The 26,186-nt window shown below is 62.9% G+C and carries 25 protein-coding genes; 6 read left to right on the forward strand and 19 right to left on the reverse strand.

Features of this window, described 5'->3' with window-relative positions; all coding sequences use genetic code 11:
• Positions 1-6: 6 nt before the first annotated feature.
• From LDZ28_RS19470 to LDZ28_RS19545, 16 genes are all read right to left on the reverse strand, one after another.
• Positions 7-909 (reverse strand): SMP-30/gluconolactonase/LRE family protein, encoded by a 903-nt coding sequence (locus LDZ28_RS19470; RefSeq protein WP_244828731.1) that lies wholly within the window; start codon positions 907-909, stop codon positions 7-9.
• 28 nt (positions 910-937) lie between these two features.
• Entirely contained in the window at positions 938-1,879 is a 942-nt protein-coding gene (locus tag LDZ28_RS19475) for a 3-hydroxyacyl-CoA dehydrogenase (protein ID WP_244828732.1), read from the reverse strand.
• 35 nt (positions 1,880-1,914) lie between these two features.
• Positions 1,915-4,014, reverse strand: coding sequence for an ABC transporter permease (locus tag LDZ28_RS19480; RefSeq protein WP_244828733.1), 2,100 nt, complete (start codon positions 4,012-4,014; stop codon positions 1,915-1,917).
• Positions 4,015-4,024: 10 nt separating this feature from the next.
• Entirely contained in the window at positions 4,025-5,539 is a 1,515-nt protein-coding gene (locus tag LDZ28_RS19485; protein ID WP_244828734.1) for a sugar ABC transporter ATP-binding protein, read from the reverse strand.
• A gap of 30 nt (positions 5,540-5,569) precedes the next feature.
• Positions 5,570-6,703, reverse strand: coding sequence for a sugar ABC transporter substrate-binding protein (locus LDZ28_RS19490; protein ID WP_244828735.1), 1,134 nt, complete (start codon positions 6,701-6,703; stop codon positions 5,570-5,572).
• Between the two features lie 52 nt (positions 6,704-6,755).
• A complete protein-coding gene (locus LDZ28_RS19495; RefSeq protein WP_370652220.1) occupies positions 6,756-7,502 on the reverse strand; it encodes an N-acyl homoserine lactonase family protein in 747 nt (248 codons plus the stop codon).
• Between the two features lie 46 nt (positions 7,503-7,548).
• On the reverse strand, positions 7,549-8,481 hold the full coding sequence (locus tag LDZ28_RS19500) for a 3-keto-5-aminohexanoate cleavage protein (protein ID WP_244828737.1): 933 nt from the start codon (positions 8,479-8,481) through the stop codon (positions 7,549-7,551).
• 14 nt (positions 8,482-8,495) lie between these two features.
• Positions 8,496-9,302, reverse strand: a complete 807-nt coding sequence (locus LDZ28_RS19505; RefSeq protein ID WP_244829725.1) for an SDR family oxidoreductase — start codon at positions 9,300-9,302, stop codon at positions 8,496-8,498.
• 34 nt (positions 9,303-9,336) lie between these two features.
• The gene (locus LDZ28_RS19510) at positions 9,337-10,005 is read right to left on the reverse strand and encodes a GntR family transcriptional regulator (RefSeq protein ID WP_305038184.1); all 669 of its coding nucleotides are present in this window, start codon (positions 10,003-10,005) and stop codon (positions 9,337-9,339) included.
• Positions 10,006-10,198: 193 nt separating this feature from the next.
• On the reverse strand, positions 10,199-12,112 hold the full coding sequence (locus tag LDZ28_RS19515) for a response regulator (RefSeq protein WP_244828739.1): 1,914 nt from the start codon (positions 12,110-12,112) through the stop codon (positions 10,199-10,201).
• A complete protein-coding gene (locus LDZ28_RS19520) occupies positions 12,109-13,863 on the reverse strand; it encodes an ATP-binding protein (protein WP_244828740.1) in 1,755 nt (584 codons plus the stop codon). Before LDZ28_RS19520 ends, LDZ28_RS19515 begins: the two co-directional genes overlap by 4 nt.
• Positions 13,860-14,903 carry an ATP-binding SpoIIE family protein phosphatase gene (locus LDZ28_RS19525; RefSeq protein ID WP_244828741.1) on the reverse strand — a complete coding sequence of 348 codons (1,044 nt, stop codon included), beginning with the start codon at positions 14,901-14,903 and terminating at the stop codon, positions 13,860-13,862. Before LDZ28_RS19525 ends, LDZ28_RS19520 begins: the two co-directional genes overlap by 4 nt.
• Positions 14,888-15,328, reverse strand: a complete 441-nt coding sequence (locus LDZ28_RS19530) for an anti-sigma regulatory factor (RefSeq protein ID WP_244828742.1) — start codon at positions 15,326-15,328, stop codon at positions 14,888-14,890. Before LDZ28_RS19530 ends, LDZ28_RS19525 begins: the two co-directional genes overlap by 16 nt.
• 21 nt (positions 15,329-15,349) lie before the next feature.
• Positions 15,350-15,706, reverse strand: coding sequence for an STAS domain-containing protein (locus tag LDZ28_RS19535; protein ID WP_244828743.1), 357 nt, complete (start codon positions 15,704-15,706; stop codon positions 15,350-15,352).
• Between the two features lie 59 nt (positions 15,707-15,765).
• Positions 15,766-16,698, reverse strand: a complete 933-nt coding sequence (locus LDZ28_RS19540; protein ID WP_244828744.1) for an STAS domain-containing protein — start codon at positions 16,696-16,698, stop codon at positions 15,766-15,768.
• A 312-nt stretch (positions 16,699-17,010) separates the two neighbouring features.
• Positions 17,011-17,358, reverse strand: coding sequence for a response regulator (locus LDZ28_RS19545; RefSeq protein ID WP_244828745.1), 348 nt, complete (start codon positions 17,356-17,358; stop codon positions 17,011-17,013).
• 275 nt (positions 17,359-17,633) lie between these two features.
• On the opposite strand from LDZ28_RS19545, the gene LDZ28_RS19550 reads away from it, so the two are divergent.
• Positions 17,634-18,992, forward strand: coding sequence for a nucleobase:cation symporter-2 family protein (locus tag LDZ28_RS19550; RefSeq protein ID WP_244828746.1), 1,359 nt, complete (start codon positions 17,634-17,636; stop codon positions 18,990-18,992).
• 153 nt (positions 18,993-19,145) lie between these two features.
• A complete protein-coding gene (locus tag LDZ28_RS19555) occupies positions 19,146-19,694 on the forward strand; it encodes a phasin family protein (protein ID WP_244828747.1) in 549 nt (182 codons plus the stop codon).
• A gap of 6 nt (positions 19,695-19,700) precedes the next feature.
• On the opposite strand, the gene LDZ28_RS19560 is transcribed toward LDZ28_RS19555, so the two are convergent.
• Positions 19,701-20,516, reverse strand: a complete 816-nt coding sequence (locus tag LDZ28_RS19560) for an exodeoxyribonuclease III (protein ID WP_244828748.1) — start codon at positions 20,514-20,516, stop codon at positions 19,701-19,703.
• A 155-nt stretch (positions 20,517-20,671) separates the two neighbouring features.
• Here LDZ28_RS19560 and LDZ28_RS19565 point away from each other — a divergent pair, with 155 nt between their 5' ends.
• Entirely contained in the window at positions 20,672-21,925 is a 1,254-nt protein-coding gene (locus LDZ28_RS19565; RefSeq protein WP_244828749.1) for an MFS transporter, read from the forward strand.
• Between the two features lie 103 nt (positions 21,926-22,028).
• Positions 22,029-22,622, forward strand: a complete 594-nt coding sequence (locus LDZ28_RS19570) for a histidine phosphatase family protein (RefSeq protein WP_244828750.1) — start codon at positions 22,029-22,031, stop codon at positions 22,620-22,622.
• A gap of 9 nt (positions 22,623-22,631) precedes the next feature.
• On the opposite strand, the gene LDZ28_RS19575 is transcribed toward LDZ28_RS19570, so the two are convergent.
• Positions 22,632-23,513, reverse strand: a complete 882-nt coding sequence (locus LDZ28_RS19575; protein ID WP_244828751.1) for an SDR family oxidoreductase — start codon at positions 23,511-23,513, stop codon at positions 22,632-22,634.
• A gap of 122 nt (positions 23,514-23,635) precedes the next feature.
• Here LDZ28_RS19575 and LDZ28_RS19580 point away from each other — a divergent pair, with 122 nt between their 5' ends.
• Positions 23,636-24,493 carry a LysR family transcriptional regulator gene (locus LDZ28_RS19580; RefSeq protein ID WP_244828752.1) on the forward strand — a complete coding sequence of 286 codons (858 nt, stop codon included), beginning with the start codon at positions 23,636-23,638 and terminating at the stop codon, positions 24,491-24,493.
• Between the two features lie 261 nt (positions 24,494-24,754).
• Positions 24,755-25,207, forward strand: coding sequence for a DUF3597 domain-containing protein (locus LDZ28_RS19585; RefSeq protein ID WP_244828753.1), 453 nt, complete (start codon positions 24,755-24,757; stop codon positions 25,205-25,207).
• A 153-nt stretch (positions 25,208-25,360) separates the two neighbouring features.
• Here LDZ28_RS19585 and LDZ28_RS19590 read toward each other — a convergent pair whose 3' ends face one another.
• Positions 25,361-25,999 carry a hypothetical protein gene (locus LDZ28_RS19590; protein WP_244828754.1) on the reverse strand — a complete coding sequence of 213 codons (639 nt, stop codon included), beginning with the start codon at positions 25,997-25,999 and terminating at the stop codon, positions 25,361-25,363.
• Between the last annotated feature and the right edge of the window lie 187 nt (positions 26,000-26,186).

Here is a 26,186-nt window from a genome sequence, read left to right on the forward strand (position 1 = left end):
CGAATCTCACCCCGCAAAACGCGGCTCTGGAAGGCCTGTCACGCCGAGTCCCGTCACCGCGAAAAGACCACCCTTGTCGCGCTCTTTCTGCGGAATGCCCCACATCGGGCGGCCCATCGTCGTGACGTAAAGAATGTCGAGATTCGGGCCGCCGAACATCACGCTCGTCAGATTGCGAACCGGAAACGGCACGACACGGTCGAGTGAGCCATCGGGCGCGAAGCGCAGGATGCGCCCGCCGAACACCAGCGCGGACCATACGTAGCCTTCGGAATCGACCGTCGCGCCATCGAATGTGCCGGCCATATCGCGCGCGGAAGCAAACAGCCGCTTGTTCGATATCGCGCCCGTTTCGATGTCGTAGTCGTACGTGTACATCTCCTTGCTATACGTGTCGGTGAAGTAGAAAGTGCGGTTGTCCGGGCTCCAGCATGGACCGTTCGAACAACTGATGCCGCTGTCCAGATGCGCGATCTTGCCGTCCGTATCGAGCCGATAAAGTCCGCCGCTTTTGGTGGAACGCTGGCCGCGATCCGCAAAGTAGCGATCGAAGTCGTAAGACATGGTGCCCGCAATGAACCGCCCTTGCCGATCCACCTTGCCGTCGTTGAAGCGCGTTTCGGGATCGTCGCTTTCCGGGTCGCCGATAAACTGCACCGTCTGCGAGTCGAAGTCGTAGAAATGCAGCCCGTTCGCGAGCGCGACCACCGCGCCGCCTTGTTCACGCAGCGCCATGGAACCGATATGACGCGGCACGAAGTAGCGTTCGACCTCGTTGCCATCGGCGCGGCAGCTATAGATTTCGGCGGCGGTACTGTCGATCCAGTAGAGCTTCTCCTCCTTCACGTCCCAAAGCGGTCCTTCACCCAGATGATTGTTGGCATCGACCAGCAAGCGGGTTTCGGGCATCGTCGTCTCCTTCCTGGTTGTGGCGTGGCTACGCCTTGTCCTTGTCCGCGAGGCGGTGAGCGATCAGCGCCATCAGCCTGCGATCGCGCCAGCTACTGCGGTTTTCGATCTGATCGCGCGGCAGAACGGCGCGGCGTTCGGCGTCGAGCTTAGTCAATATCTCTTCGGGCCAGTCGAAAGGCACGCGCGTCGCCGTGATGTTGCGATACGTGCCGCCATAGCGCGCCGCGTAATCCGCGACGCCGCCTGGCGCGTTCAGATCGATCGTTTCGAACGGACCCATGAACGACCAGCGCATGGCGAGACCATCGCGCATGACCGTATCGAGGTCGGCCGCCGTGGCGTAACCCTGCGCATAGAGACTGAGCGCTTCGTCGAGCACCGCGCCTTGCAGGCGGTTGAGCAGAAAGCCCGAAATTTCACGATTCACGGTCACGGGCTTTTGTCCCGCCGCTTCGTAGATGGCGCGCGCTCGTTCGATCGCTTCGGGCGCGGTCCACGGCGCGCCGCATAGCTCGACGAGCGGCACAAGCGAAGGCGGATTCACCGGATGCGCGACGAGGCAGCGCGCGCCGCCCTTCAAGCCTTGCGTAAAGGTCGATGCAGGCAGGCCCGAGGTCGAACTGGCAAGCAGCGCATTGGGATGAGTCAGGCGGTCGAGTTGCGCGAATAGTTCGCGCTTGGGTTCGACCATCTCCGCGATGTTCTCCTGCACAAGACCCGCGTCGGACACGGCTTCTTCGAGCGACTCGCAACTCTTGATGCGCGCGACGATGGCATCGGTCGACTCGTCGGTCAGCTTGAACGACGCGAGGTCGTCCACGCTTTCCCGTATCGAAGCGATCGCGCCGTTCAGCATGTCCTTCGACGCATCATGCAGATTCACGCTGAAACCCGCGCGCGCAAACACGATGGCCCACGCCCTGCCGATGCGTCCGGTACCGATGATCGCTATTTGCCTTGGGTTCATTTCTTGTGTCTCCTCCGGTTTTTATGAGCGGCTCGTCAACCTCGCTTGTCGCGCAACGTGATCACCGCGGCGAGAACGACGAGGCCATTGATGATGTCGCGGACCGCTGGCGGCACCGTCGTGCCCGCGAGCAAAGTGCCGAGCGCGGTAAGCAGAAGCGCTCCGCCGAACACGCCGAGATAGTGACCGCGTCCGCCCGTGATGAGCGCGCCGCCGACCACGACCACGGCAATGGAAGGCAAGAGATAAGGATCGCCCATGCCGAGAAACGCCTGCGAACTGAAGCCCGCGAGCAGCAAGCCGACGAGCGCGGAACACAGACCCGAAAGACAATACACCGCGATCAACGTGGAGCCGACGCGCACGCCGGAAAGACGCGCGGCAATCGGCGAATTGCCGACCGCATAGACGCGCCTGCCGAACGGCGTCCGATGCAACAGCAACAAGGCAATCGCAAGAAACAGCGGCACGCTCCAGGCGGCTAGCGACAGCGGACCGAGACGAGCATTGACGAACTCGCTGATCACGGACGGCGTCCAGCCTTGCGGCGAGCCATTGCAATAGATGAGCGTGAGACCTTGCAGCAGGCCGTTCGCCGCCAGCGTCACGACAATCGGCGGCAAGCCGAGCATGACGACGCCCACGCCGTTGAAGATGCCCACGAGCAGGCCCACGCCGAGCACGACCGGCGCCGCCCAGACCGCGGCGCCGTTCAAGCCATGCGTGAGTCCCGTCAACAGTACGCCCGATAGCGTGATGAGCCACGGCATCGACAGATCGAGACCGCCGGTGAGAATGACCGCGCCTTGACCGAGACCGAGGACCGCGAGAAACAAGGTCAGCGTGAGCAGGCTGCTATAGAAGTTCGCGCTGATCAGCACGCCCGGACCATAGACGAAGCCCGTGATGACGACCACGCCGAAGAACAGCAGGTACGCGGGAATCACGTACTTGACCCATTCGCGATTGCGCTCGATCCAGTCCGGGATCGCGCGGCCCTTCAACTCCTTGTTCTCGATGGGACGATAATCGCCGACTTCGAACGCCACGTGCCGCGCATGGCCGTCATCGCGTGCACGCGTGCCCGTTCGCACGGCCTTGAGCCATTGCGAAGCCTGCCGCGCGCACTCGTGCGCCGCCGACTGCTTGCCGATGGAAGAACCGAGCACCGCGAGAATCAGGATCACGGCTTCGGCAATCGTCGTGAAGAACGCCGATACGTTCAAGACGAGCAGAATGTTCACCGTGATCATCAGCGTCATTGCGGCGAACACGCTTCCAACGCAACCGCCACGACCGCCACCAAGCAACGTGCCGCCGAGCACGACCGCCGTGAACATGGAAAGCAGGAGCGGGCGGCCGACGAGCGGATCGGCCGAGCCCGTCTGCGCCGACACGTATAGGCCCGCTGCCGCGTAGAACATGCCTGCGAGCGCATAGGTCGCGATGCGATAACGCGTGACCGGCATGCCGTTGGCATACGCGCCATCGGGGTCGCTGCCAAGCGCATAGAGACCGACGCCAAAGCGCGTGCGCTTGATGAACGACCACACGAGCAAAGCCACGATGAGCAGGACAGCCGACATCGGTATCTTGTCGGGAATCAGGTCGGCCGTGAGAAAGCCGCCGAATTGTTCGCCGATGCTGCCGCCCGGCTTGTTCTGGATGAGCAGCGTGACGCCTTGCACCATGAACATCGTCGCGAGCGTAACGACAATGGATTGCAAGCGGAACCACGCGATCAGCGCGCCGTTGACGAGGCCGATGCCGCCGCCTATGGCGATGATGAGCGCGACGCCCGCCCACTGCTCGACGGGCGAGCCTTGCACGAAGCGCACCGCGAGCACGTTGGCCAGCGACACGACCGCCGACGCCGACAAATCGAACCCGCCCGACAGCACGACGATGGTCTGCCCGATGGCCGCGAGCGCGAGCGTCGTGCTGCTCGATATGACCGAACCGATGTCGTACATGCCGACAGGCGTGGCAGATAGCGCGACCCACGCAATGAGCATGGCGAGCAACGCACCGATCGCGATGATGAGCCCGCGATGATGGTCGATGCGCGCGCCGATTCCCACGCGCGCGCCGGGCCTCACGATCTCGCTTTCTGGCGACGCTATGGCTATTTTCATATGCAACTCCTCAACTGGATAGCATCTTGCGCATCACGTTCTCTTCGGTAAGCGCCTCGCCTTCGAGCTCGCCCGCATTGCGGCCGCGATACATCACCGACACGCAGTCGCACACGTTGACGAGTTCGGGCACGTCCGTCGAATAGAACAGCACGGAGCCGCCCGCCGCCGCGAACGCACGCATCAAAACGAAGATCTGATGCTTGGTGCCTACGTCGATACCGCGCGTCGGGTCGAACATGAGCCACACGCGGCTTTGCGTGAGCAGCCATTTGGCCATCGCGATCTTTTGCTGATTGCCGCCCGAGAAAGAAAGACACGGCTTGTAGAGCGCACGCGGATTCACTTCCATCTGCGCAAGCGAGCGGCGTATGGCCGCCTGTTCGCGTTTGCGGTCGATCAAACCGAAACGCGAGTAGCGTCCGATCACCGGCAGCGATACGTTCTCGCCGCCCGGCAAGCGCAGGAACAAGCCTTCGGTCTTGCGGTCTTCGGGCAGGAAGCTCGTCGCGACGCCGGCCTTGAGCGAATCCGCCGTGGACGTCAACGTAACCGGCTTGCCGTCGATACGAATCTCGCCATCGTCGATGAAGCTCGCGCCGAAGAGCGCCTCGAACATCTCGCGCTGGCCCATGCCCTGCAACGCCGCGATGCCATGCACTTCGCCCACTTTCAGCTTGAGGACGAAGTCGCTCACGACGCCATCGACACGTATGCCGCGTGCTTCGATTGCAGGCGCGCCGTGGTTCTCCGTCAGCACCGGCGGCGTGACCTTCGGCGGATACTTCGCTTCCATCGAGCGGCCGATCACGAGACGAATGACTTCGTCATCGGAGATATCGGCGGTATCGAAAGCACCGACGTCCTTGCCATTCCGATACACCGTGAGGCTGTCGCAGAACTCGCGCACTTCCTGCATCCGGTGCGAGATGAACACGAAGGTCACGCCCTGCGTCTTCATCTCGTCGATACGGCGCGAAAGCCACGCCACGTCGCGGCCCGATAACGCGGACGTCGGTTCATCGAGCAGCAACACTTGCGGCGCGCGCACGATGGCCTTGGCGATCTCGATCTTCTGCCGCACCGGCAAGGAAAGGTCGCGTATATAAGCGCCAGGACGCACGTCCGACAGTTCCAGCTTGTCGAGCCATTCGGCCGCCTGGCGTTGCGCTTCGCGCTTCCTGATGCGCCCGAGAAAGCCGGTCGGCTCGTACGACATCAACAGATTCTGCGCGACGGTGAGATCGCGCACGAGTGTCATCTCCTGAAACGCGGTCTGCACGCCCGCCCGATGCGCGTCCTTCGGGCCTTTCATCGCCACGTCCCGACCCATCACGCGAATGCTGCCGGCGTCGGGCTGCATGAGACCCGACAGCAGCTTCACCGTGGTGGACTTGCCCGCGCCGTTCTCGCCGAGCAGCGCATGCACCGCGCCGCGTTTGACGGAGAACGACGCCCCGTCGAGCGCGACAGTGGCGCCGAAGCGCTTCGTCACGTTCGACAGGTCGATCGCAAGGGATGTCATCGCTTGCCTCCCTTAACCTTTAGATGTCGCTCAGTCCTGATTGCCGGTGAGCGCCGCGTTGAAGCCCACTTCCTTCGTGTCTTCCGAATAGATGTCGGCGAACCAGCCCGGCGGCACCTTGTCCGGCATGAAGGCCGTGCAGCCCGCCTTCAGTTCCTCGATACTGCCCGTCTTGCACAGCTTCGAATCCTGCGTGAGCACGAGCGGCAGCTTGAGCGTCACGCGCGGCGGAAAGTCCTTGCCGTCGAGCTTCTGCACGGCCATCTTGAGCGCCATGGCGCCCGAGTACGGCGGCGCGCCATACGAAATCGAGCGATACCCGATCGAGCGATACGTGCCCTCGCCCTTGACCGTTCCCGGCGGCAGCATCTGCACACGATGCCCGTTCGACGATTCGCCCGCGCACGGCTTGATCTTGTCATCGGCGATACCGGCTTCGAGCTGCATCGACGCCGCCGTGAAGCAGCCGACCTGCATCCACAGGCCGTCGATCTTGTCCCAGCTATTCGTCGCGAGAATCTTCGAGAGTTCCGTGCGCGCCGTCGCCTGGCTCCACATGCCGGTGCCTTCGGCGACTATCTTGATGCCGGGGAACTTCGCGAACACGGCCTTTGCCGCTTCGGTGCGCGCGCGGTCCACCGACGTGCCCGGCACGCCGTTGACGACCACGATATTGCCCTTGCCGTTGATGGTCTTCGCGAGCCATTCCGCGGTGACGGTGCCTGCTTGATGCTGATCGATGGTCACGTTATGCGCGCACGGCTCGGTCACTTCGCCGTCGTAGGCCGCGACCACCACGCCCTTGGAACACGCGTTCTTGATCGCGCGATTGAGCGCCGTCGGCGAGATCGGATAGATCACGATGGCTTTCGCGCCTGCCTGCACCATCGAGTTGATCTGCTGAATCTGCTTCTGTGCGTCGGTGCCCGCGACCTGCACTTCGAGATCGACTTTGTCCTTGAGCGCGGGCGTGTTGGCCATTGCCTTCACCATGTTCGCGGCTTCGGTCTGCCAGTCGTTGCCGACATAGCTCATCGACAGAAACACCTTGTACTTGTCCGCCGCTGCGGCCTGCCCTGTCATCGCGATACCGAGCGTCGTCGCGAGCGCCAAACCGAACGCCGTGCGTTTCGCACGACGAATTGTCTGCGTCAATGCTTTCATGTCTTCCTCCGGGTCTTCGTATGGTTTTTACCGCTTCTGCTATTGCGCGCTTTTACTTCGGAACATGCGGCAAGCGAGCGCTCGCCGGCAGTGCAATACCCGCGCTGCCGGGCACGACGTTGGGATCGTGTCCGGGTATGACGAAATCCGCGATCTGGCGAATCCGCGAAAGCGAGCTGAACTCCGCCAGCGTTTCATGCACGATGCCAACGGGCACCAGACCCACGATGTTCTCCATGCAGTTCGCACAGTCGCCCGCGATCAGCACGACGCCGTCTTCGGTGTCCACCGCGACGGACTGATGCCCCGGCGTATGTCCCGGCGTCGGCACCACGCGCACGCCCGGCACGATGTCGGCCACGCCATGCACGAACTGCCACCGAAAATACGCTAGCGGCTCGCGGCCGATCAGAAACTCCTGGTAATACGTGGCCTGCGTCGGCAATGGATGCCCCGCGTATTCCCATTCGCTTGCCTGCACGATGAAGCGTGCGTTGCGAAAGAGCGTGTTGCCGCCCGAGTGGTCGTAATGCAGATGCGTGTTGATGACGATATCGACGTCATCCGCGCTCCATCCCACGTACTCCTTGAGCGCGCGTTCGAGCTTCTCTTCGGGCGCCTGCTCGCACGGACACACGAAGTTCGAAACCCAGCCCGGATCATGAATGCCGGTATCGACGACGATCTTCTTGCCGGCCCCGACGATTGCCGTGGACCACACCGGCACCTTGATCTGCTGGCCGAAATAGCGGCCATACACTTGCGACGAGCGATCGACGGTCAGCCAGCCCGTCGGCATCGCGACTACTTTCAGCTTTGCCCTGTCGTTCACGATGCCCTCTGGCTCAGAAGTTGGTTTCGCTTGCGCCCTTCAGCTTCAGCATCTCACGCGCTTCGTCAGGCGTGGCGATGTCGAGCGACAGTCCTTCGATAACCTGACGAATCTTGCGCACTTGCGCCGCGCTCGATTCGGCGAGCTTGCCCGGTTCTATCCACAGCGAATCTTCCAGGCCCACGCGCACGTTCGAGCCTTGCGAGAGACCAATGGAGCCGAGTGTGATCTGGTTACGGCCCGCGCCGAGAATCGACCAGACATAGTCCTTGCCGAAGAGACGGTCGGCGGTACGGCGCATGTGCGCGAGGTCTTCCGGATGCGGCCCGATACCGCCGAGCAGACCGAACACGCTTTGCACGAAGAAAGGCGGCCTGGCGAGCCCGCGATCGACGAAATGCGCGAGGTTATAGAGATGCGAGATGTCGTAGCATTCGTATTCGAAGCGCGTGCCGTTCGCACCGCACGACGTGAGGATGTATTCGATATCCGCGAACGTGTTCTTGAACACGAGATCGCGGCTGTTCTCCAGATGCTTGCGCTCCCACTCGTGCTTCAGATCCTTGAAGCGGTCCAGCATCGGGTAGAGACCGAAGTTCATCGAACCCATGTTGAGCGACGCCACTTCGGGCTTGAAGTGATGCGCGGGCTTCAGACGCTCGGCCACCGTCATGTGCGGACTGCCGCCCGTCGTCAGATTGATGACGGCGTTCGTTTCGGCCTTGATGCGCGGCAGAAATTCCTGGAACACGGCGGGGTCTTGCGTGGGATGACCATCGTTCGGATCGCGTGCGTGCAGATGCAGAATCGCGGCGCCTTCCTTGGCGGCGGCGAGCGCCGCATCGCCGATCTCTTGCGGCGTGACCGGAAGATACGGCGACATCGACGGCGTATGAATTGCGCCCGTGGGCGCGCACGTGATGATGACCTTGCGTCTCGTTGCCATGTCGTCTCCTTGGTTTAGAGCACTTCGACGTTGCCGCACACCGAAATGGCCTGCCCCGAGATGCCGCTGCCGCCCGGCGAACACAGGAACAAGGCGGTGGCTGCGACTTCCTCGGGCGTCGTCATGCGGCGCAGCGAAATCTTCGCGAGATATTGCTTCTCCATCTCTTCGTAAGGCAAATTCAGTTGCTTCGCACGCGCCGCGATCACGCGCTCGATACGCGGCCCTTTCACGATGCCCGGCTGAATTGCATTGACGCGAATGTTCGACGGTCCGAGTTCGATGGCAAGACTCTTGGTCATGCCGACCACCGCCCACTTGGTTGCGGCATACGGCGTGCGAAAGGCGTAGCCGAGCCTGCCCGCAACCGACGACAGCGCGATGATCGCGCCGCCATCGCGCGCCTGCTTCAGAAGCGGCACCGCGCGACGCGCGAAATAGAACTGCGCGTTGAGGTTGATATCGACCGTGTCTTCCCAATCCTTCTCGTCGAGCTCGTCGATACCGCCTGTCGGTCCCGCGATTCCCGCGTTATTCAGAAGCACGTCGAGACCGCCGAGCTCGCGCTCGACATCGGCGAAGACGCGCTCCACGGCCGCTTTATCCGACACATCCGCGAGCGTCGAAGTGATCGCGTTGAGTTCCGTGCTGGCTTCGGCTTCGGCGAGTGCGTCGATGGCTTCCTGACTCGCATCGCACACGTGCACGCGCGCGCCGGCATCGACGAAGGCCCGCGCAATCACGAGCCCGATGCCCGATGCGCCGCCTGTCACGAGCACGCGCAAACCCGCGTGCGGTTTCAGCATCTGAAGAACCGTCATCATGTCTCCGTCATTGTTATCGTTGAATACAAACTCAGGCGCTTGCCTTTTGCTCGCCGTTGCCGCTTTCCGAATGAGAGGCCGGAAGCCGTTCCTGTAGATCGGCCGCCGCATCGCCGATATCTTCCTCGATGCCCGCGCGCGCGCCTTCGCCATCCCCGCGCCAAAGCGCATCGACGATATGCCGATGCGCAGCCATCGACTTGCGCATGTGCGGAATGTCCGGCGCGACGAGGTTCAGAAACGGGCCGATGCGCATCCACAAGTTTTGAATGGTCGCGAGCGTGAGATCGCTTGCGCCGTGCGTGTAGATCGCGATATGGAATTCGAAGTTGCTGCGCAGATAAGCGGATGCATCGCCGGCTTCGACGTAGGCATCCATCTCGTCGAACACTTCCTGCAATTGCGTGAGATGCGCGCGGCTCATGCGCGATGCCGCGCGTTTCGCGACCGCGCCTTCCAGCGCGATGCGCACGTCGCGCAATTCCTCCAGCAATTCGAGCGTCATGGGCGGGACCATCAGCGCGCGTCCGGCGCCGTCGATCAGCGCGCCTTCCGCTTGCAGGCGCGTGAGCGCGGCGCGTACCGGCATGGTGGATGACCCGACCGCTTCCGCGACGCTGCGCAGACTCAGCAACTGGCCGGGCGCGAAGCGGCCGGTCATGATTGCCTCGCGCAACTGCGCATAGACGCGCCCGGCCATGGTTTCGCGCGCCACGACTTCGAGCGCGGGAAGGTCTGTCGTCGTGCGAGTCGCCAACACAGCCTCCGGTTTGGTTTCGTATGGTTTGTGTGACCTGTGATCACACTTGCTTGGAATGAAGTGTGGGACGTGATGGGCGTGGAGTCAACGAGGGATTGATAGGTGAAAACGCTGAGGCAGCCTCTAAAAGGACTTATGCCCCAAACCGCCCCGCCACCGCCTTCTGAATTTCCTCGAACGCCACCGGCTTCACGAGATGATGATCGAACCCGGCTTCCTTCGACCGCTGCCGGTCATGCGCCTGTCCATAACCCGTCACCGCGATCAAGAGCGCATCCGCGGTCGCCGCACGCTTGCGCATCTCGCAGGCGAGGCGGAATCCATCCATCCCCGGCAAGCCGATATCCAGCAGCACGATCTGCGGCGCGAATGTCTCGCTGATCTCGAGCGCAGCCGTCGCATCGTGGACGACGCGCACATCGTAGCCATCGGCTTCGAGCAGAAGACCCATGGCGGTTGCCGCGTCCACGCTGTCATCCACGAGCAGCACGCGTCTGCCGCCGCTCGATCCCGGCGCGATCTCGACACGCGGAACCGGCACCGCCTGCGGTCCACACGCAAGCGGCAGCCACACGACGAACTCGCTGCCCTGTTGCAGTCCCGCCGAATACGCTTCGATACGTCCGCCCTGCAACTCGACGAGCGTCCTCGCAAGCGGCAAGCCGATGCCGAGCCCGCCTTCCGAACGCTCCAGCGATGTCTCCGACTGCACGAACAAATCGAAGATATGCGGCAGCATGTCGGCGGCAATTCCGATGCCCTTGTCGCGCACGCTGATGCGCGCCTGGTCGCCGACCCGCGCCGTCTCGATCTCGATCTCGCCTTCCTCGACGCTGTACTTCGATGCATTCGACAAGAGGTTGCCGAACACCTGGGCAATCCGCACGCTATCGCCCACGATGAATAACGGCAAATCGCCGAGCTTGGTCGTGAGCGTATGGCGTTTTCTCTGCAGTGCGGGCTGCGCGGTTTCGATGGCCGCTTCGATCGCCATTGCCACATCCACCGCTTCCTGACGCAGCGTGATCTTGCCTTGCGTGATGCGCGCGACATCGAGCAGATCGTCGACAAGACGGCTCAAATGCCGCACCTGACGGTCGATGATCGTACGCACCGTTTCAAAGTGCTGCGGCGAAGGCTTGCGCTTCGGATCGAGCAAATCGACGGCGTTTTGTATCGGCGCGAGCGGATTGCGCAACTCGTGCGCGAGCATCGCAAGGAATTCGTCCTTGCGGCGATCGGCGTCGCGCAGCAGCATTTCCGCGGCCTTGCGCTCGGAAATATCGTTGACGATGCCCGCGATGCGATCCGGCCGGCCGCCCACGCCGCGTATCGGGAACGCGCGCTCGGCCATCCAGCGCGGACCGCCCTCGGCACCCGTGACGCGAAACTCTTCCTGATAAGGCGTGCCGTGCGCCGCCAGTTCCCGGTACGCCGCGCCCACATGTTCGCGGTCGAGCGGATGCACTTCGTTGGACCAGTGATCCACGCCCGGCGTGGGCAGCGGCGCGCCCTGGCGCGTATCCCACAGGCGCGCGTAAGCGGGGCTCACGTAGAGCAACTGATTGGTCGCGGGATCGAGCATCCAGAAAATGTCGTCGATATTCTCGGCAAGCTGACGAAACCGCTCCTCGCTTTCGCGCAACGCGCTTTCCGCAAGCCGCACGCGCAACAACGCACGCACATGCGCGATCAGTTCGGCGGGCTCGACGGGTTCGGTGAGGTAACTGTCCGCGCCGCCTTCCAGACCGCGAATGCGATCGAGGCTATGCACGGCCGCCGCCGATGTCTGCAGCACGAGCGTGCCCGCCGTCTCCGGCGAAGCCTTGATGAGCCTGCACACTTCGAGCCCGTTGATATCGGGCAGTTTCACGTCGAGCAAAACGAGGTCGGGCGATTCGGCGCGCACGCGTTCGAGCGCCGTCGTGCCGGTAGCGGCTTCGATGACATTGAACCCCGCGCGCGACAGAATGCGCGTTTTCGCATAGCGCGCGCCGTCGTTGTCGTCGACGTTGAGGATCAGCACCTCGCTCCAGTCGCTCGTCATGACTCTGTTCCGTAAGCGCGGTGCGCGTCCGTCACCGCCGCGAGCACACTCGCGAGTTCACTGCCCGCCACCGGTTTGCCGATGAACGCCGCCGCGCCCAACGCTTCCGCCTCGCCACGGTCCTCGGCCTCGCCGAGCACGACGATCGGCAGGTTGCGCATGGCCGCCTGCGCGCGCAACGCGGCGAGCCACGTCCACGCTTCGACCGGCGCGGGCCGCACGGTCAACAAAAGCGCGGCGGGCGGTGTGCGAGTAAGCGCGCGGGTCGCTTCGTCGAGCGTCGCGGCCGTCATCGCGCGATACGGCGACTGCCGCAAGGCCGCTTCGCAATCGAGTCGCTCGATCGGATTGCTCGCGACGACGAGCACCATCGGACGAGGGTCGTCGGTGGCGGAATGTTCGGTATGCGCGATGTCGTGTTCGTCGCCGTAATAAGCGGGCATGGTCGCGCTGAAGGTCGAGCCGCGCCCCGGTTCGCTCGTGAGCGACACATCGCCGCCAAGCAGCTTGCAGAGCTTGCGGCACAGCGGCAAACCGAGCCCCGTGCCTTTGACGTATTGCTGCAGCCGGTTCTCGACCTGGCCGAATTCCTCGAACACCACGTGCTGATGTTCGGCCGCGATGCCGATGCCCGTGTCCGCGACCGCGAACGTAATCAGCCGCCGCGCTTCGTCGTAACTCGCGCTTACGCGCACTTCGCCGCGCTCGGTGAACTTGAGCGCGTTCGACACGAAGTTTCGCAGCACTTGCGCGACCTTCGCTTCGTCGGTGCGAATGGGCGGCAGGCCCACGCACGAATCGAAAATCAAGTCGACCGCGCCGCCCGGCGAAAGCGGCCGCAGCATGCCGCGCAGCGCGGAAAAAAGCGTATCGACTTCGAATTCGACGGGGCGCACGTCGATCTTGCCCGCTTCGATCTTGGCGAGGTCGAGCAGGTCATCGACCGTTTCGGACAAGTCTTCCGCCGCCCGGCGAATGAAGCGCACCTGCTTTTCCTGCTCCTCGGTCAGCTCGCCGTCGATACGTTCGAGCAAGAGCTTGGACAACGCACGGATCGACGAAAGCGGCGTGCGGAACTCGTGACTCATGTTCGACAAAAAGCGCGATTTGGACTCGTCCGCGCGACGCAGATGATCGGCGCGCGCATCCAGTTCGGCATAAAGCGCCACCACGCCGCGATTCGTATCTTCGAGTTCGCGCGTGAGATGCGTGAGTTCTTCCTGACGCTCGCGCAAGTCGGCCAGCGCGCCGATCAATTCGCGGTTCTGACGCTGCAATTCAGCGGTGGAATCGACGTCCGTGGAAGCGGAGAGCGTGTCGGCGACCGAGCGGGCCGACGTTGCATCGAAGGGCGCGTTGTCCGGCAGCGCCTTCGCGAGCGAGATGGACGTGCCGCCGTCGGCTTCCTCGGCGATGGCGCATTCGTCCATCAATCGCTGTGCCGCGAGCAGGCCGAGCGCGGCTTGCGAATCGTCGGTTCTGACCGCGCGCAGACGTTCGCCCGCACCGGCGCTTGCAAAAAAGCGCACGACGAAGCGGGCCGGCCGCGTGTCCGTATCGACGAGAAAATCGGCGCGTGCGGCCGTGCCCGCGAGCAGCACCGTGCGCGCCGCTTCCAGCACCGAAGTCGCGATGCGCGTCTGATCCTGCGACGAGAAACCGAGTCCCGCGCTCGCATCGCGCGACTTGCGCCGCGCCGCGACGATATCGTGCTCGCTTTCGAGCCGCATCGAATAGAGGCGCGTCGTCATGGCGCACGCACGCCCATGCGCGCGACAAAAACCGTGACGTCGTCGCGGCCGCGCGTGAAATCGCGATACAAAAGCGCCGCGACCAGCGAAGGATGGCGCAGATTCAAACCCGGATAACGCGCGAGATCCCAGCGCGAAGTGAGCCCGTCCGAATGCAGCACGATGAGCGCGTGCGCGGGATAAGGCGTCGCGAATTGCTGCGCACGCCGCGCCGCGTGCCCGACGATGCCGCTGTGCGAGACCAGATGCTTGTGCGTGTCGAGCGACCACACACTCGCCGAAATATTGCCGATGCCCGCAAACGCGACCGCCGCCGAGTCACTGGCAAACGGCACGCGCGCGATGCCCACTGCCGCGCCGCGAGTGGTGCGCAGCGCGCCGTTGGCCAGTTCCATGATGCGTTCGAGCGATGCGTCGCCGTCCGTGCCCAGAATTTTCGCCGCTTCGATTGCCGCGAGATTGGCAAGCGGACCGTGCCCGAGGCCATCGGCGACGAGCACGGTGAAGTCGTTCTCGCCCATGTGGCAGGACCAGGCATCGCCGGAAACGGTTTCGGTTTCGAGCGGCAGATTGACTACGCCATACGTCACGCGCGCCGGTGCCGCATGATTGGCTTCGCCGCTCCAGAACACCGTGCGCAGCACCGTGCCTTGTCCCGGCTGGCTCCAGATGTCGAGTTCGTCGGACAGACGTTTGATCGCGCCCATGCCGTTGCCCGGGCTGCCGGCGGTCGTGTAACCGTCCTCGAAGCACCGGTAAAGATCCGCGATTCCCGGTCCGCTGTCGATGCACAGCACTTCGATGCCGTAACGCCCGCTATCTTCGAGCGGCCGCACCAGCAACTCGCCGTGCTCGGCATGCTTCAGCAGATTGGTGCTGCATTCCGTCACGACGATCGCCAGTTTTCCCGCGACCGTCTCGTTGAAACCGAGGCCGCGCGCGAGTTCGCCGATAGCGCGCCGGGCAAAGGCGATCTGACTCGCCTCCGCGATTTCGAAGCGCTGCTGCGCGGCCATCGATTCCTTCAAAACGGTTTCCATTTGGTGATCGAAACGTAAGTGCCCTCGCCCGGCGCCGAGCGAATCTCAAACTCGTCGCACAGGCGCTTTGCGCCGCCCAGACCAAGCCCGAGACCATGACCCGAGGTGAAGCCGTCGGACAACGCGCGGGCGATATCCGGAATACCGGGCCCCTGATCGACGAATTCGAGTTTGAGGCCACGGCGCCCATTGCGCTCGACGAGTAAGCAATGCACGTCGCCGCCGCCACCGTAGATGAGCGTGTTGCGTGCCAGCTCGCTTGCGGCCGTCACGAACTTGGTCTGATCGATGAGCGACAAGCCCTGCGCGACGGCTTTTTCGCGCACGAGCTGACGCAAGCGCACGATCTGCTCGTCGGAGCGGATCGGCAGCGTGATGGGCGACGTCGAGGCGGCTTGCGCGGCTGATGAAGTGAAGGTCGTCATGGAAGGCGTCACATGCGGCCGTCAGTAGATGCTCTGATTGAGCAGCGCCATGCCCTTCTCGACGTTCAGCGCGGTGCGCACGCCCGGCAGCGCGAGCCCGAGTTCGACGAGCGTGATGGCAACCGATGGCTGCATGCCGACGACCACCGTCTGCGCATCGAGCACGCGCGCCATGGCCGCCGTGTTGCCGATCATGCGGCCGATGAACGAATCGACCACGTCGAGTGAAGAAATGTCGATCAGCACGCCGCGCGCGCCATCTTTCACGATACGGCTCGTCAGATCGTCCTGCAGCGTGAGCGCAAGACGGTCGTGCATGTCCACTTGAATGGTGACGAGCAGCAGCTTGCCCATCGTGAGAATCGGAATGCGTTCCATCGCTGGCCCCGTTCGGTCTTTCTAATCGCGTTGTGCGTGGCGGTTGTCGACGCGCGCCGTCATTCGGCTTGCAGCGCGTCGTACGAACCCGCCGGGCCTGCTGTGCCGGATGCGCCGCTCTTGCCCCCGCGCTGCGTGTTTTCGACGGAGAGCGACTTGCCGGTGCGCTGCAGCGCGACCACGAACGCCGCCGCGAGCGTCGCCTTCGTCGTGACGTTGGACAGGTTCACGCCCAAATGCACGATGGTCTGCGCAATCTGCGGCCGAATCCCGCTGATGATGCAGTCCGCGCCCATCAAACGCGCCGCCGCCACGGTCTTCAGCAGATGCTGCGCGACGAGCGTATCGACGGTCGGCACGCCCGTGATGTCGATGATCGAGATGGCGGCGCCGGTCTCGACGATCTTCTGCAGCAGGTTTTCCATGACCACCTGCGTGCGCGCCGAATCCAGCGTGCCGATGAGCGGCAACGCGAGGATGCCGTCCCACAGTTGCACGACAGGCGTGGACAGTTCGAGCAACTCTTGTTGCTGACGTACGATCACTTGCTCACGGCTCGCCTGGAACACTTCGGTGGTGTAGAGCCCAAGCGCGTCGAAGAGCGTGCTGATGGTCCAGGTGAGATCGGCAAGCGTCGCGGGCTCGCCTTCGAGCGATGCGCGCAGACGCGCGAACAGCGGCTGCTTCAGCGAGAACACGAACATCGCGGTCTCGACCGGCGAGAAACCCTGACGCGCGCGTTGGCCGGACATATCGGCGAGAAATGCGCGCACTTCCTGCCACGCGCTCGATTCGAAGTCGACCGTGTCGCTTGCGCCGAGCGCGGCCACCATGAGTTCGACGAACTGTCCGAACTGATTGCGCAACTCCGCTTCGCCGACCAGTCCGCGCCGCGATGCGATTGCATGCTGCTGCGTGATCCACTCGGCGAGCAGTCCCGCCTGGTTGCTGTTGAACAATTGGGCTAGCCGAGTTCCGCCGACCATATCCATGCCGAGATTCCTGTGCGAATGTTTTTATGCGCGCGTCCGTAGGATGACTGGCGAGCCGCGCCGGGCGAAAGCGCTTTTGCGCTGCAACGATCGGCCACGCAGAACTGCGAATGACCGAAAGCAACGCAAAGGCGCTCGGAATGTAGCACGTCGTCTCAAAAATCGACAGTCTGCGAAGCCTTTTGGCGCGTGCCTTCCGCGCATTTTCGATAGCTCGATAAAGCGATTCGCAAGCGATCGGCAATTGCTTCCGGTCGTTCGATCCGGGATGGACAGAAGCCGGTCAAAACTATCCCATGCAATCAAACCATGTCAGCGTGTCAGCAGGAACAGTTCCAGCGCCTGGAGGCTGATGGGCTTGAGGAGATAACCGTCGAATTCCGTTTCGCCGCTGCCATCGACGAAATCGGAGTGACCCGTCATTGCGATGATGCGGGCGTCGCGCGAAAGACCGGCGGCGCGAATCCGGCTGCAGATGTCGCGGCCGTCGGCGTCGGGCAGGGAAATGTCGAGAAAGATGCGGTCGAAACGTGTGTGACTCGTGAGCGCCAGACAACCGGCGCCGTCGTACGCAATGGCAGCGGTGTGCCCGAGACTCGTCGCGATATCGGCGAGAGTCTCGATGCAGGCTTCATTATCGTCGACGAGCAACAGGTTCATCGTGACTGGCTCCGGTACGACCGAAACGATGCGCCAGCGGCAAGCAAAAAAACTCCAAGCAACCCATGACGCCGCGCGCGAGAAAGAGTGTAGTCCATCCACTCTGGCGCCAGCACATTCGTACCGAAAGCGGCGAAGGTTTGGCCGTTCGCCGCTTGAGTCGGCGCGTCGATGCGCCATTGCATGCCATCTATAGCGGCGCGAATATTTTTCCAGGAGCGTGCCGGTGCAATACTCGCCCGGAGCAGGACAACCATGAAACTTGCGGAGCACACATGGCCCACACGATCCATCCCGTCGATGAAGTGCTGCCTTTGCCCGCCATGCTTGCAGTGGGCATACAGCACGTGCTCGTGATGTATGCGGGCGCGATTGCGGTGCCGCTCATCATTGGCGCGGCGCTCAAGCTGCCGAAGGATCAGGTCGCGTTTCTCATCAGCTCGGACCTCTTCGCGTGCGGGATCGTGACGTTGGTGCAGTGCATCGGCGTATGGAAATTCGGCATTCGCTTGCCGGTCATCATGGGCGTGAGTTTCGCGCCGGTCGGGCCGATGGTCGCCATGGCTTCGTCGGGCGCGGGGCTCACCGCCATCTTCGGCGCGACCATCGCGGCGGGCGTGTTCGCCATACTCATCGCGCCATTTTTCGGGCGGCTGATGCGCTTCTTTCCGCCTATCGTCACGGGCACGATCATCCTGACCATAGGCATGACGCTCTTTCCGGTGGCGATCAACTGGGCGGGCGGCGGGCGCGGCGCGCCTAATTTCGGCGATCCGAAGAACTTGATGATCGCGGGCATCGTGCTGCTGGCGATTCTCGTCATCAACAAGTATCTGCGCGGCTTTCTCGCGAATATCTCCGTGCTGCTCGGCATGGCGATTGGCTTCGCGGTCGCGTTGGCGCTCGGACTCGTCGATGTCTCGGGCACCGCTCAAGCGGCATGGTTTTCTCCGGTGCGGCCGTTCGCTTTCGGCTGGCCGACTTTCGATATCGCGGCGATTGCGTCGCTGTGTCTCGTGATGGTCGTCATCATGGTGGAGTCGCTCGGCATGTTTCTCGCGCTGGGCGATCTCGCGGGGCGGCCGGTATCGCGCGGCGACGCGACGCGTGGCTTACGCACCGATGGCCTCGGCACGGTGATCGGCGGCATCTTCAATACGTTTCCGCATAGCTCGTTTTCGCAGAACATCGGACTCGTCGGGATTACGGGCGTGAAGAGCCGCTGGGTGGTCGCGGTATCGGGCGTGATCCTGATATTGCTCGGGCTCTTGCCGAAGCTGTCGAATTTGATCGCATCGATTCCCGTGGTCGTGTTGGGCGGCGCGGGAATCGCGATGTTCGGCATGGTCGCGGCCACGGGCGTGAAGATACTCGGCAAGGTCGATTACGAGAGCAAGAACAACTTGCTGATCATCGCGATCAGTCTGGGCGTGGGCGTGATTCCGCTCGTCGCGCCGACGTTCTTTGCGCACATGCCGGCGTGGGCCGGGCCGCTGACGCACAGCGGCATCACGCTTGCTGCCGTGTTTGCGATTCTGCTCAATGCGTTCTTCAATCGCGGCAGAGCGGCGGCGGATGTCGAGCGCGAGATTGCGGGGGAAATGCCGTTGAGTTTGAGGCAGGGGGAGGAGTGACGGTTCAGCGACACTTCTTCGCGTTGTCGCATAAGCACGAGTGTCAGCAAAATTTCGCGCGGGATCGAGGGAACCGGCGCTACACCGTCACGTCTCATTGATCGCATGCGGCACGAGCGCCGCGAACATAACCAATCCTGCAAGGAGCGCCAAATGTTCCAATACCCCGGTCAATTCGCCTACCAGATGCCATCGCTTGCTCGCGCCAATCTACAGGCGTTTCTCACTATCAGCGGCCGATTCGCGAGCACCATGCAGGCGCTCGCCGAACTCAACGTGCAGACCGTCAATAAAATGGTCAAGGAAAGCAACGCGCTTCTGAAAGCGGGCGATGAAGCCAGCGCCGGCGATGTCTTCGGCTGGCAGTCGATCATGCTCGCGCAGTTCCCGCAGAAAGCGGCATCGTACGGACAGCATGTGTTGTCGATCATCACGTCGACGGAAGCTGACGTCGTCGGCGAAGTGCGCAGTCAGTATGAGCAAAATGGCATCAAACTGAAGGGTCTCTTCGATACCGCCACGACCGACGCCACCGAAGCCGCGCAGTCCACGGGCGCCGTCATCACCGATCTCGCCGACACCGCGACTACAACCGCGGAGCAAACCAGCGGCGTCATTCTCGATGCGAGCGGCGAGATCACACAGAGCGCGCAGACCGCTGTCACGAAGGCAACACGCGCGGCATCGAAAAGATCGAGCTGACGCGCCTCAAGCGTCCGCCGCCTTCTTCTTCGGGCGCGCGCCTCCGCGCCCTTCCTTCAGCACGATCCACGTTGGCGCATGATCGCTTGCATGCGGCTCGCCACGCACCCACGTGTCGACGCCCGCATCTTTCAGCTTCGGCGCGAGGTCCTTGCTCAGCAAGAGATGATCGATGCGCAAACCCGAGTTCGTCTGCCAATGCTGCCGAAAATAATCCCAGAACGTATAGATACGCTCATTCGGATAATGCTTGCGCAATGCATCGGTCCAGCCTTGCGCCAACAGCTTCTCGTAAGCCGCGCGACTCTCGGGCTGCAATAGCGCGTCCTTTTTCCATGAGCGGGTGTTGTAGATATCCTCGTCGGTGGGAATGACGTTGTAATCGCCCGCGAGCACGACAGGATGGCCACTCTTCAACAAAGCGGCCGCGTGCGCGTTGAGGCGCTCGAACCACGCGAGCTTGTAGTCGAACTTCGGGCCGGGCTGCGGGTTGCCGTTCGGAAGATAAAGACATCCGATCAGCAAACCATTGACTGCCGCCTCGATGTAGCGGCTATGTGTGTCGTCTTCGCCACCTGGCAATCCGCGCCGGCTGAGGATCGGTTCCGCGCCCTTGGCGAGAATGGCGACGCCGTTCCAAGATGCCTGACCGTGCCACAGCGCGCCGTAGCCCGCTTTCTCGATATCGGCGGCGGGAAACTGCGCATCGGTGGCTTTCAGCTCCTGCAGACAGACGATATCCGGCTCCTCGCGTTCGAGCCACCCGAGCAGGGCGGACAGGCGCGGGCGGATGCCGTTGATGTTGAAAGTCGCGATCTTCACTCGGCGTTCTCCATCGGTCGTGGACTCGTGGCGCGTTCATCGTAACGCGCCCAGGGCCGTTGCACGATGCATGCCGCGTCGTCGTGGCCAAGCGCATCGCCATGAAATCTGCGACATTCACGGGGATTCGACTTCACTCTCCTGTCCGCATCCACATGTCCGCTACTGTTCCGCCGCACGCCGATGGCTCGCTGCACTGGCAACGCAATCTCTATGTCTGCGTGTTCGGTTCGTTCACCACCATCATGGCGATGACGCTCCTCCTGCCCTTTTTGCCGCTTTACGTGCAGCAGTTAGGCGCGGCCTCCGTGGAGAGCGCGGTGCAATGGTCGGGCGTCGCGTTCGGCGCGACCTTTCTGGCGGCGGGTCTCGTCGCGCCTTTGTGGGGGCGTCTTGCCGACCGATATGGCCGCAAGCCGATTTTGATCCGCGCGAGTCTCGGCATGGCGATCACCATGTCGCTGCTCGGTGTCGTGCAGACGGTCTGGCAACTGGTGGCGATCCGCTTTCTCGCGGGACTCGTCGGCGGCTATGCGAGCGGCGCCATCGTGATGATCGCGACGCAGACGCCACGGCACCGCACCGCGTGGGCGCTCGGCACGCACGCGTCGGGGATGATGGCGGGCAATCTCGTCGGCCCGCTCGTGGGCGGGCTGCTGCCTGGGCTGATCGGCATCCGTTCGACCTTCTTTCTTGCAGGCGGCCTTATTTTCTGCTCGTTCATCATGACGACGCTCTTCGTGAAGGAAGAGCGCCGTGTGCCCGACGGCGCGAAGGGTTCGCCGGGCCGCGCGCGCAGCAGCGGCTGGCGCGACGTGCCGAAGCTTACGCCCGTCATCGCGATGCTCGCGAGCGCCATGCTGCTGATGTTCGCCAACATGTCGATCGAACCGATCATCACCGTGTATGTGTCGCAACTGGTGCAGGACCAGAAGAACGTGACGCTGGTCGCGGGCCTCGTGATGTCCGCCGCCGCGCTGGGTAGCGTGCTCGCCGCGCCTCGCGTCGGGCGGCTGGCGGACCGCATCGGCGCGACGAAGGTGATCGTCGCGTGTCTCGGGTTATGCGGCGTGCTGCTGATTCCGCAGATCTTCGTCACGACCGGCACGCAGCTCGTCGTGCTGCGCTTTCTAATGGGGCTTGCGCTCGGCGGTCTTTTGCCCGCCATCACTAGCGTGGTGCGTCATAGCGTGCCGGACAGCGCGGCGGGCTATATCCTCGGCTATGCGACTTCGGCCCAATACATCGGACAGGTGACGGGGCCGCTCGCGGGCGGCTTCATCGCGGCGCACGTGGGCATGCATTCGGTGTTCGCGATGACGAGCGTGTTGATGTTCATGGGGGCGGGGTTTAATGCGTGGGTGTTTTTGCGCAGCAACGGCGGCACGAGCTCGGATGCTGCGCCGTGATAGTCATGCGGCACCTCCTTTTACACCGCCTCTGACAAACGCTCCCATAACCCTTACCATGCAAGCCACGCCGCGCGTGTGCGCGAACCACTCTCCCCACATCATGGCCGATTCCAAACCCCACGACAGCATGCGTATCTGGCTGATCCGGCATGGCGAAACCGAATGGAGCAAGTCGGGCCAGCACACCGGTTCGACCGATATCCCCTTGACCGACGAAGGCCGCAAGCAGGCATCGGCGCTCGCACCCGTGCTCGCCGCCCAGTCGTTCGATCTCGTGCTCACGAGTCCAATGAGCCGCGCGCGGGAGACCTGCAAGCTCGCGGGTCTCGGCGATCAAGCCGAGGTCGAGCCGTCGCTGCACGAATGGGACTACGGCATCTACGAAGGCAGGAAGACCGTGGATATCCGCCAGGAGATTCCCGACTGGTCGGTCTGGACTTCCCCCATGCCCCAAGGCGAGATTGCCGCCGATATCGGACGCCGCGCGCAATCCGTGATCGACCGGCTGACTGGCTCCGGCAAGACGCATATCGCCATCTTTTCGCACGCGCACTTTCTGCGCGTGCTCGCGGCGCAGTGGGTCACCGGCACGGCCACGTTCGGCGCGCATCTCGTGCTCGATACCGCGTCGATGAGCGTGCTCGGCTTCGAGCGCGACACCCGCGCGATCATCAAGTGGAATCTGCGCGCCTGAACCGTCCGCTCAAGCGTCGAGCCAGCCGCTCGCCGTCTCCCGCGCAAAGTCGCGATACGACCGCGGCGACCTCTGCAACAGCGCGCTCAGGCGCTCGATCTGCGCGGCCGTTGCCACCGCGCCTTCCCGCTGATAGCGCCGCATCATGAGTTGCATGTCGTACGCGAGCCATTCGGGCGCCGCCTTGAGGCTTGCCTGCAAAGGAGCGAGGTCGTCGCCGGCGTAACGGATGGGGCGCTGCAAGGCTTCGGTCCAGATAGCCGCGACGCTCGTCCCAGTGATCGCCTCCGGTCCGACGAGGTCGTAGGTTTCGGCAGGCAGCGCGTCGGTTGCGTGTTCGCGTCTGAGCAATTCGCGCGCGGCCGCCTCGCCGATATCGCGCACATCGACCATCGAAATCCCTTTATCGCCGATAGGCATGCCGAAGATTCCCGCGTTCAGCAGCGGCTCTTTCTGGCGCACGTCGTTCTGCATGAAATACGCCGGACGCAGCACGGTGACGGGCAGCGCCTCACGCTCGATCATGCGCTCCACGGTGTGCTTGCTCGTGAAGTGCGGCACATCCGCATATTCGTCGCCCTTGAATACCGACAAATAGACGATGCCCTTCACGCCCGCCTCGCGCGCAAGGCTCAAAGCCTGCAGGGCCTGCGTGAGTTCGTCGGCAGCGTTCGGCGCGAGCAGGAACAGCGTGTCGATATCGGCGAGCGCCGCTGCAAACGAAGAGAGGCCGCTGAGATCGCCCTGCACCGGCTTGACGTGCGCCGGAAACTTCGCGTCCGCGGGCTTGCGCGTCAGCGCCCTCACCTCGACGCCGCCATCCAGCCGCGCGAGTTGTTCGATGACCTGCGTGCCGATCACGCCCGTGCTTCCTGTAACGAGAATAGCCATGTTGATTCTCCAGTTTTCGAGTTGATCGGGCCGTCAAGAGGCCCGGTGTTGATACGATAGGCGTTCCGCTTTCGAGTCGGAAGCCCTTAAAACAAGACGCCCCGTCTCACGGATGGAACGCCATGAACCTGATCGCTCTCGCCGATTTCAACGCCGTCGCCCAACATGGCGGTTTCGCGGCCGCCGCGCGCAAGCTCGACCGGCCGAAAGCCACGCTTTCGCGACGCGTCGCCGAACTCGAACAGGAGCTCGGCGTGCGGCTGATCGAGCGCGGCTCGGGCACGTTGCGGCTCACGGAGGACGGTCAGGCGCTGCATCAGGGAACGCACGGACTGCTCGCGGATATCGCCGATCTCGGCGAATCGATCGCCTCGCGTGCGCCCGTGCCACGCGGCAAGCTGCGCGTAAGCGGGCCCGTCGTGTTCACACATGCGGTGCTTGCGCGTGTGGCTGCCCGGTTCGCGCTTGCTTATCCCGAAGTCGAACTGGAGCTCGTCGCCGAGGACCGTCTGGTCGATCCCGTGCAGGACGCTTATGACCTCGTGATACGCGTGAATCCGGCGGCCGACGTACTACTCATGGGCCGTCAGATCGCGACCGACCGGCGCGTGCTGGTTGCTGCGCCTTCGCTTATCGACAGCGATGAACTTCCCGCGTCGCTGCCTGCGATCACGCTTTCCACCGCAAACGACACGCCTTGGCAAATTCGTACCGCCAATGGCAAGTCACGTACCATCGAAGCACGGACGGTGTTGCGTATGTCGTCGCTCTTATTGATACGCGAAGCCGTGCTGGATGGTGCGGGCGCCGCGCTTCTGCCTGGGTTGCTCGTTGCGCCGGATGTGGCTGCGGGCAGGCTGGTCGCGTTGGGGGAGGATGCAGGTCCGGCCGTCGCGATCTGGGCGCTGTATAGCTCACGTCGTTTGTTGAGTGCGAAGGTGCGGGCTTTTCTGGATGTGCTCGGAAAGCCGGAGTGCTGAACGTAGGCTGTTTGAGCGTCATGTGTTCAACCGACCGATGTATGTTTGCGGTCTTTCACTCCGTCACGCCGATGGCTGCGAGTGGGCGGGCGATCGAGATTGGCATCGACAACGACCATTGGAACCTATCTGTCCGATGGTTCGCTCACCATCACGTACGAGTCTGTCGGAAGCAGGCTTGCTTTATGCGTCCTCGTCCGACGGCCGGTGAAGAAATGACAGTCTTCATCGCAAAACACCAATGAAACCAACGGAGGAACCATGAGCATCTTTTCAAGCATCCTGAACAAGATTTTCCCGCAAGATCATCCAGCCGCGAGCGCATCCGGCGCCGCTACTCCGCCCGCTTCACCGGGCGCAGCGCCGGCGACACCGACGGCATCGGGCACGCCGACGAGCACGCCCGCAGGCACGGCAAGCGCCGAACCCGCGCGCCCGCCGGTCACGCCGATGCCCGAAGTGGATGTCGAAGCGATCCTCACGCAGAAACAGCAGCAGAGCGGTGCGACCCTGAACTGGCGCACTTCGATTGTCGACTTGCTTAAGTTGCTCGATCTCGACAGCAGCCTGGATGCGCGCAAGTCGCTAGCCGCCGAGTTGCACTACACCGGCAACACCGACGATTCCGCGTCCATGAACATCTGGCTTCATAAGCAAGTCATGAAGAAGCTGGCGGAAAACGGAGGCAAGGTGCCGGCGGATTTGCAAGACTGACCATGCTGTAAATTGTCGCGGCGCTGCCTTGGCGTCGCGACGCATTTGGTACGACGCATCACGACCCGCAACTCCCATCCTTTAGCGCGATCGCCCCATGCGCGCCAACGCCACCATGGCAAACCCCGCACCCAGTGCCACGTAAGTCGATGCCTAGGCACGCTTGCTCAAACGCGCCTCGTATCCCGGCGTGAAGCGTTTAGGGACGACATGGTAATCCACGACATAAGCAGTGACTGACGTTGCAATCGCGGCAGCAACGACATCACGCGGACGCGCACGCGAAGTGCACAGCGCTTCGAATGGCACGCCCCAAAAAACCGCGCTGCCCAGATGGATGCCAGAACCGACGGCGGTAAATTGAACGCTGGGCGCCTCCTCCTTTGGCGCCTGATCGGGCCAGACGCAATGCGCGACAGCGTTCATCGCCGAATAAGGACGATGCCCGGATTTCGACGCGCCCGCCGCTGCGACAAGCGCCGACGCCACACCCGCGCTTGCGCCGGAGAACATCGCGCGCGACAAGGTTTCAATTAATCTGGAATGCATACTTTTTCCTTTGAGAGTCTTTAGCCAAGAGCAAAGGCTATTCCGCGTGCCGTAAGTTCTGGTCGACAGCCCGGTCGCGGCACACCGATTGCGAAAATCCATGTACTTCTCGAGCGATCGGTCTTTCTCGCTGGACGCTGAAGGAAAAAGCTGCACAACGGATTCAATGGCACGGCGGTTGCTGTAGTACTTACAAGCCGACACCACGCCCGTCCACGCGGCTGCATGAACTTGGTTCCCCATTCAACGACTCAATTCGGCCCTGTCCCCGGCCGTTCAGCCAGCGCGAACCATGCGCTGAGGCTCGCAGCAAGATGACCGCAAGTGACGCAACAACGTCCTCTCGGTCGCCGCGAGATCAACAACTCATCTAAAACCGAATGCGTGCGCTCGTCCGCTGCAGGACGGCGCTCGCTGTTACAAAGGAGTG

The organism is Caballeronia sp. TF1N1, assembly GCF_022878925.1.
Taxonomy (GTDB): Bacteria; Pseudomonadota; Gammaproteobacteria; order Burkholderiales; family Burkholderiaceae; genus Caballeronia.